Annotated in this window: 5 protein-coding genes; 2 read left to right on the top strand and 3 right to left on the bottom strand. The window is 57.3% G+C overall.

The features are described 5' to 3' along the window. Window positions 1–408 precede the first annotated feature (408 nt). Window positions 409–1,608: an NnrS family protein gene (locus Q0753_RS16375; RefSeq protein WP_298723639.1), complete on the top strand. Its 1,200-nt coding sequence runs from the start codon at window positions 409–411 to the stop codon at window positions 1,606–1,608. A 78-nt stretch (window positions 1,609–1,686) separates the two neighbouring features. Here Q0753_RS16375 and clpB read toward each other — a convergent pair whose 3' ends face one another. The 3 genes from clpB to rluD form a co-directional block, all read right to left on the bottom strand. After that, window positions 1,687–4,260, bottom strand: coding sequence for an ATP-dependent chaperone ClpB (gene clpB, locus Q0753_RS16370; protein WP_298723638.1), 2,574 nt, complete (start codon window positions 4,258–4,260; stop codon window positions 1,687–1,689). 111 nt (window positions 4,261–4,371) lie between these two features. After that, the gene (gene pgeF, locus Q0753_RS16365; RefSeq protein WP_298723636.1) at window positions 4,372–5,133 is read right to left on the bottom strand and encodes a peptidoglycan editing factor PgeF; all 762 of its coding nucleotides are present in this window, start codon (window positions 5,131–5,133) and stop codon (window positions 4,372–4,374) included. Then, complete coding sequence (gene rluD / locus Q0753_RS16360; RefSeq protein ID WP_298723634.1) at window positions 5,124–6,104, bottom strand: 23S rRNA pseudouridine(1911/1915/1917) synthase RluD; 981 nt, start codon at window positions 6,102–6,104, stop codon at window positions 5,124–5,126. The genes pgeF and rluD overlap by 10 nt, the downstream gene beginning before the upstream one ends. A 113-nt stretch (window positions 6,105–6,217) precedes the next feature. Here rluD and Q0753_RS16355 point away from each other — a divergent pair, with 113 nt between their 5' ends. After that, the gene (locus tag Q0753_RS16355; protein WP_298723632.1) at window positions 6,218–6,964 is read left to right on the top strand and encodes an outer membrane protein assembly factor BamD; all 747 of its coding nucleotides are present in this window, start codon (window positions 6,218–6,220) and stop codon (window positions 6,962–6,964) included. Window positions 6,965–7,301 lie beyond the last annotated feature (337 nt).

Raw genomic sequence — 7,301 nt, 5'->3', positions numbered from 1 at the left:
ATTGAAAAACAATATTTTTTGTTTCCCAACTACCTGCGAGTGCCCACACAGTTTGCTTGATATATTGTTAAAGAGCGCTGACCTTATTTCAGGTCAGGGATGCGCATTCTACGCATTCCGTGTTGTTCGTCAAGTGTTGAATCAAACTTTGTTTTGTTCGCTTCAAACCCTTGTGACCGTAGGCCGGTTGCCCCGTGTCAGTGGATGCGCATTATAGGGAACCGCGGATTTTGCGCAAGGGCTTTTTTGATAAAAACAGGCCTTTGATGGCCAACTGACTACAACTCGACCAATGCGACTTTTATTTAATCGGATAGTACCCTTAATCAGCCTATTTTGATCCTGATCTCGTTATTCTTCTCGCAACAACCATAACATGCATATTAGATACTTATAAAGGTAACCGTCATGCAAATACTCGATGCCGAAAAAGAGAGCAGAATCTGGCCCCTGTTCCGGCTTGGTTTCCGGGTCTTCTTTTTGGGCGGCGCCCTCTTTTCTGTTCTGGCCATGTTGTTGTGGTTACTCAGCCTTTCGGGCATGGCCGTATTGCCGGGAGTAGGTAACCCCATCTGGTGGCATGCCCATGAAATGATCTTCGGCTTTGCCCTGGCCATCGTCGCCGGATTCGTGCTTACCGCCATGCAAAACTGGACCGGTATTGCAGGTATACGTGGCTGGCCTCTGGCGGTAGTCGCCGGACTTTGGCTGCTGCCCCGCCTGTTGATGCCACTACGCGGAGAACTAAATCCACTGGTGATCACGCTCGACTTACTGTGGCTCCCCCTGGTGGCCGGCATGGTGGCTCGGCCCGTGTTACAAGTGAAGCAATGGCGCAACCTGTTCTTTGTACCCTTGTTTGTCGTGTTCACCCTGCTCAATGCGCTCAGCTATTACGCCGCCTTCAGTGGCGACTGGTTACTTGCCGAGCGAGTATTCGTTACCGCCGTACTGGCACTGAGTGGTTTGATTGCCGTGATGGGTGGTCGGGTGATCCCCTTCTTTACTGCTCGAGCTACCAATACCGACAAGCCGGAGCCCCGCCCCTGGCTTGAAAAACTGAGCCTGGGCACACTCTGGCTGGGAGTATTTGGCTGGCTACTGTTACCACGTACCGACGGCTTTAATAACGTATTGGCTGTCATGCTGCTGATTGCCGCGCTTGCCAACCTTATTCGCCTGGCCCGCTGGAACAGTAAACTGACACCGAATATTCCCCTGCTATGGATACTTCACCTGGGCTATCTCTTTATACCCCTGGGGTTACTGGCTCTGGCGGCGGCACTATTGCAATGGGGCATCAGCATCTCTCTGGCCACCCACTGGCTGACCACCGGCGCTCTCGGTATGGTCATTCTCGGGATGATCGCCCGAGTATCGCTTGGTCATTCGGGTCGGCCACTGGTCATAGGTCGCCCGGTGGTGATCGCCTTCGTCTTGTTGCTTCTGGCGGCACTGATACGAAGCCTACTCCCGATATTGCTCCCGGGCATGACCAATATGGCCTACCACACCAGCGCCCTGGCCTGGATGTTGGCCTTCGGAATTTTCAGCTGGGTATACTGGCCGATACTGACCCGCCCGAGAATCGACGGCCGTCCGGGGTAAACAAATGAGGTGAAGAGTGAGGCGAGAAGGGTGAGGTGTAAAACCCTCCCCCTTACACCTCACCCCTTACAGCTTGCTTTACTGATTGAGAATCAGCCCGTCGCTGTCGGCATCCAGCTCCAGCGGCTTGCCGGGAACCACCTTGCCGGACAGCATGGCCTGTGCCAGCGGGTTTTCCACTTTCTGTTGTACCGCCCGCTTCAATGGGCGAGCACCAAACAGCGGATCGAAGCCCGCATGGGCCAGCTTTTCCAGCAGCGGTTCGGTAATGGTGACCTCGAATCCCTTGGTTTCAAGCCGCTCTACCAGCCCCTGCAGCTGAATACGGGCAATGGACTTGATCTGCCCTTCTGCCAGCGGATGGAATACCACGATATCGTCGATACGGTTGATGAATTCGGGACGGAACTGATGGCTCAACACGCCCATCAGCATTTCCTTCATTTCATCATAATCCTTATCGGTGCTGTGCTCCTGAATCAGATCCGAACCGATATTGGAGGTCATGATCACCACCGTATTGCGGAAATCCACGGTGCGGCCCTGGCCATCGGTCAGGCGGCCGTCATCCAGCACCTGCAACAGAATGTTGAACACGTCCGGATGCGCCTTCTCTACCTCATCCAGCAGGATCACAGAATAAGGTTTACGCCGTACCGCCTCGGTCAGGTAACCGCCCTCTTCATAACCCACATAGCCGGGAGGCGCGCCCACCAGGCGAGACACCGAGTGCTTTTCCATAAACTCCGACATATCGATACGCACCATGGCGTCGCGGCTGTCGAACAGAAAATCGGCCAGCGCCTTGCACAGCTCGGTTTTACCCACCCCGGTCGGGCCCATGAACAGGAAAGACCCTACCGGCCGGTTGGGATCGGATAATCCGGCCCGGCTGCGGCGAATGGCGTTGGACACCGCCTCGACCGCCTCGTTCTGGCCGATCACCTGATCGTGCAGGCTGTCTTCCATGCGCAGCAGCTTGTCTTTTTCGCCTTCCAGCATCTTGGCCACGGGAATACCGGTCCAGCGCGACAGCACATCGGCAATTTCTTCGTCGGTGACCCGGTTTTTCAGCAGATGCTGTTCCTGCATTTCGGCCTGTGCCGCCAGATCCAGCTGTTTTTCCAGCTCGGGAATGCGACCATACTGCAGCTCGGACATGCGCGCCAAATCGCCGGCCCGACGCGCCACATCCAGCTCCCGGCGTACCTGCTCAAGCTCGGCCTTGATATGCTGAGTACCGGCCATGGCGGCTTTTTCCGAGATCCAGACTTCTTCCAGATCCGCGTACTCGCCTTCTTTTTCGGTCAGTTCATCACGAATCAACTGCAGTCGCTTGCGGCTGCCTTCATCGTCTTCTTTCAGCAGTGCCTGCTCTTCCAGCTTCAACTGAATGATGCGTCGATCCAGTTTATCCAGCGGCTCCGGCTTGGAATCAATCTGCAAGCGAATGCTGGACGCCGCCTCGTCGATCAAATCGATGGCTTTATCCGGCAGTTGGCGGTCGGCAATATAACGGTGCGACAGCACCGCCGCCGCGACGATGGCCGGATCGGTGATCTGCACATGATGATGCAGCTCGTAGCGTTCCTTGAGGCCACGCAGAATGGCGATGGTGTCTTCCACCGTCGGCTCGTTGATCAGTACTTTCTGGAAACGACGCTCCAGGGCGGCATCTTTTTCTACGTACTGGCGATATTCATCGAGGGTGGTCGCCCCCACGCAGTGCAATTCTCCCCGTGCCAGCGCCGGTTTGAGCATATTGCCCGCATCCATGGCACCCTCGCCCTTGCCGGCCCCGACCATGGTATGCAGCTCGTCAATAAAGAGGATCACCTGCCCCTCTTCCTTGGCCAGTTCGTTAAGCAGCGCCTTGAGTCGTTCTTCGAATTCGCCGCGGTACTTGGCACCGGCGATAAGCGCGCCCATGTCGAGCGACAGCACCCGCTTGTTCTTCAGCCCTTCCGGTACCTCGCCATTGATAATGCGTTGCGCCAGGCCTTCGGCGATGGCGGTTTTACCGACACCGGGTTCGCCAATCAGCACCGGGTTGTTCTTGGTGCGCCGCTGCAATACCTGAATGGTACGGCGAATTTCATCGTCCCGGCCGATCACCGGGTCCAGCTTGCCCTGCTCGGCCCGCTCGGTCAGATCGATGGTGTATTTTTCCAGTGCCTGACGGTTTTCCTCGGCGTTGGGATCGTCCACCTTCTGGCCGCCACGTACCTGATCGATAGCCTGGCTCATCTTGTCTTTGGTCAGGCCCAGCCGTTTGAGCACCTCGCCCAACTCGCCCTTGTCGTCCAGTGCCGCCAGTAAAAAAAGCTCGGATGAGATATAGGCATCCTTGCGTTGCTGCGCCAGCTTGTCGCATTGGTTGAGCAGCCGCGCCAACACCGGCGACACCTGCACATCCATGTCGCCGCCGCTGACCTTGGGCAGCCGATCCAGGGATTTATCCAGCTCCACCCGCAGGGTATTGCTGTCGACACCGGCGGTGGTCAGCAGCGGGCGCAGGGTGCCGCCGTCCTGATTAAGCATGGCCACCAGCAGGTGAGCCGGTTCTATGTAAGCATGATCACGCCCCAACGCCATCGATTGGGCATCTTGCAGGGCGAGCTGAAACTTACTGGTAAGACGATCGAGACGCATCAGGATTCTCCTCGAAAACCCCCGCCACCTGACGGGAACACAAGATTGATTACTGATACTAAAGATGGGGTTTTATGACGTAAATTCAAGCAGTCGGCACATAAGTTTTGGCTAATCCAGCCAGATCAGGCTCGCCATGCGGCCGGTTTGCTTATCGCGCCGATAAGAGAAAAATCGCTGGGCGTCGGTATAGGTGCAGTATTTACCGCCATAAATATGCGTGACTCCCGCTGCCGCCAGCCGCAACCGCGCCAGCTGATAGATGTTGGCCAGCCACTTGTTGTCATTCACATCACCATGAGCCACGAAGGCATCCGCCGCCAGCGGGGAGTGACTGATAAAGACATCTCTCACCTCACCACCCACCTCGAAGGCAGCCGGACCGATAGCGGGTCCAAGCCAGGCCATGATGTCGGCTGGAGCAACCGCCATGGCCTGAAGGGTGGCTTCCAGCACGCCGGCCGCCAGTCCGCGCCAGCCGGCATGCGCCGCCGCCACCACGGTGCCGGCCTGGTCGCAGAACAGCACCGGCAGACAGTCGGCGGTCATGACCGCGCAAACCTGACCCGGGGTGCGGGTCACTACCGCATCGGCGGTAAGGTTGCCGGTGTTATCCGACAGGCTATCCGACAAACTATCCGGCAGGCTCAGTACCCGGGTGCCGTGTACCTGCTCCAGCCACACCGGCTCGCTCGGCAGATTAAGACAGGCCGCCAGCCGCTCCCGGTTGGTTTGCACCCACTGGGGCTTGTCGCCCACATGAGTGCCCAGGTTCAGACTGTTGAACGGCGCCGGACTCACTCCGCCGGTGCGCGAGCTTTGAGCGGCACACACCTTGGTAGGCGCCGGCCAGTCGGGCAGGATCAGATCCATACCAGATCGTCCGGATGATCTTTGGTGTCGGCGCGCAGAACTTCAACCAAGGCCACAAAATCATCGGGAATAGGCGCATGCCATTCCATCATTTCACCGCTGATCGGGTGTTCCAGTCGCAGCATCACGGCGTGCAGAGCCTGGCGCTTGAAGTTGCGCAAGAACGCCAGCAGATCGGGATTGGCACTGCGCGGCGGCTTGAGACGACCACCGTAGACGGGGTCGCCCACCAGCGGGTGCTTGAGGTGCGCCATGTGTACCCGGATTTGGTGGGTACGGCCACTCTCCAGCCGCAGGCGCAAGCGAGTGTGGGCACGAAACTTTTCCATCACCCGATAATGGGTGACCGCCGGCTTGCCGGAGGGCACCACCGCCATTTGAATGCGCTGGGTGGGGTGACGACCGATGTTGGCCTCCACGGTGCCGCCGGCCGTCATGTGGCCGATGGCGACCGCTTCATATTCCCGGGTAATTTCCCGCCCCTGCAGCGCGGTGACCAGATGCGTTTGTGCCGGTATGGTCTTCGCCACCACCATCAGGCCGGTGGTGTCTTTATCCAATCGATGCACGATGCCCGCACGGGGCACTTCGGCAATGCTCGGGCAATAGTGCAGCAGAGCATTGAGCAGGGTGCCGCCCGGCGTGCCTGCGCCCGGATGGACTACCAGCCCGGCCGGCTTGTTGATGACCATGATGTCATCGTCTTCATAGACGATGTTCAGAGGGATGTCTTCGGGCTCGAAGCGCACATCGTCTTCCAGCTCGGCATGGATCACCACCTGCTGGCCCGACAGTACTTTTTCCCGTGGCTTGTTGGCTACCTGGCCATCCAGCTGCACCTGATCCTGCTGAATCCAGGTTTTGATGCGGGTGCGGGAGTAATCGGGGAACATGTCTGCCAACGTCTGATCCAAACGCTGACCGTATTGATGATCGGCAACAACGCCGTTGAGTTCGATTTGCTGGCTCATAGAGACCACTGGTTACCAAATGATGTTTAATTAGGTATTCTAGCGGTTCTTGGCGCTGAGCTTAATCAGTTTCCGCTTACTTGGTTCCCGAATCGCAAAAATGGACTCTTTACATGGCTAAACAACGGAGCGTATGGCTCACTTTGACTCTCGCCCTGGCACTGACCGCCACCGGCTGCTCCAGTACCAAAAAAGACGAAGTGCCGGACGAGCCGCCCGAAGTGCTCTATCAGGATGCCCAGGAACGCTTGCAGGCCGGCAATTTCATTCGTGCCGCCGAGTTGCTGGAAGCCATGGACTCTCGTTATCCGTTTGGTGCCTATTCCAACCAGGTGCAGCTTGACCTTATCTATGCCTACTACAAGCAGGATGACACCGCCCGCGCCCTGGCCAATATCGACCGCTTCATTCGCCTGAACCCCAATCATCCCAGCATCGATTACGCACAGTACATGCGGGGCCTGACCAACATGGCCACCGACCACAACTTCTTTCAGGAATTGCTGGATATAGACAGGGCCGACCGGGATCCGGCTTATGCCCGCCAGGCCTTTGCCGACTTCCGCCAGTTGCTGCGCCAATATCCGGACAGCGTGTACGCCGCCGATGCCCGTGCCCGTATGGTGGCGCTGAAAAACCGGCTGGCCAAATACGACCTGTCCGTGGCCCGGTTCTACATGAAACGGGGCGCCTGGCTGGCCGCCGCCAACCGTGCCAAGTTTGTGGTGCAGTCCTACCCGGACACCGACACCCTGCAACCGGCGCTGCAAATCATGACCCAGGCTTACGACAAACTGGGCCTGAGCGAAATGGCCAACCACGCCGAAGCGGTACTGAAAGCCAACTTCCCTGCCGGTTAATCAGTTCTGTAAACGACAAAAGGCTCCGTCAGTGACGGGGCCTTTTTTGTGCCCTTTCCCCACCATTTCCTTGCCTTTCTTTCGCGTCGGAAGCCTCACGCTGCGTCACCTTTCGCCCCACTCAATCTCAATATGCATTGCACCATTATTAAAATAGTTGTACCCACACAAAAGCTGCGATTAAAATAGTTCCGCTTGAGGCTGCAACCAAGCGACATGAAGTGAAGCTCGTGCTTTCTTGTTTCGCCCTTTGCCGCACTCAGGGGCGTTGTTTCCTAAATCAGGGAACTATCTGCTTCTCCCGTGATCCGATCTCCTGACGAACGGACTCGGGAGC

Origin of the sequence: uncultured Oceanisphaera sp. (assembly GCF_947495715.1) — a bacterium.
Taxonomy (GTDB): Bacteria; Pseudomonadota; Gammaproteobacteria; order Enterobacterales; family Aeromonadaceae; genus Oceanimonas; species Oceanimonas sediminis.
The sequence above is the reverse complement of the archived record's forward strand: the minus strand, read 5'-3'. Positions and strand labels throughout refer to the sequence as shown.

Bases quoted from the DNA above. Each gene is read 5' to 3' on its own strand.
- Q0753_RS16375 (WP_298723639.1), top strand. From the start codon at position 409: ATGCAAATACTCGATGCCGAAAAAGAGAGCAGAATCTGGCCCCTGTTC.
- clpB (WP_298723638.1), bottom strand. From the start codon at position 4,260: ATGCGTCTCGATCGTCTTACCAGTAAGTTTCAGCTCGCCCTGCAAGAT.
- pgeF (WP_298723636.1), bottom strand. From the start codon at position 5,133: ATGGATCTGATCCTGCCCGACTGGCCGGCGCCTACCAAGGTGTGTGCC.
- rluD (WP_298723634.1), bottom strand. From the start codon at position 6,104: ATGAGCCAGCAAATCGAACTCAACGGCGTTGTTGCCGATCATCAATAC.
- Q0753_RS16355 (WP_298723632.1), top strand. From the start codon at position 6,218: ATGGCTAAACAACGGAGCGTATGGCTCACTTTGACTCTCGCCCTGGCA.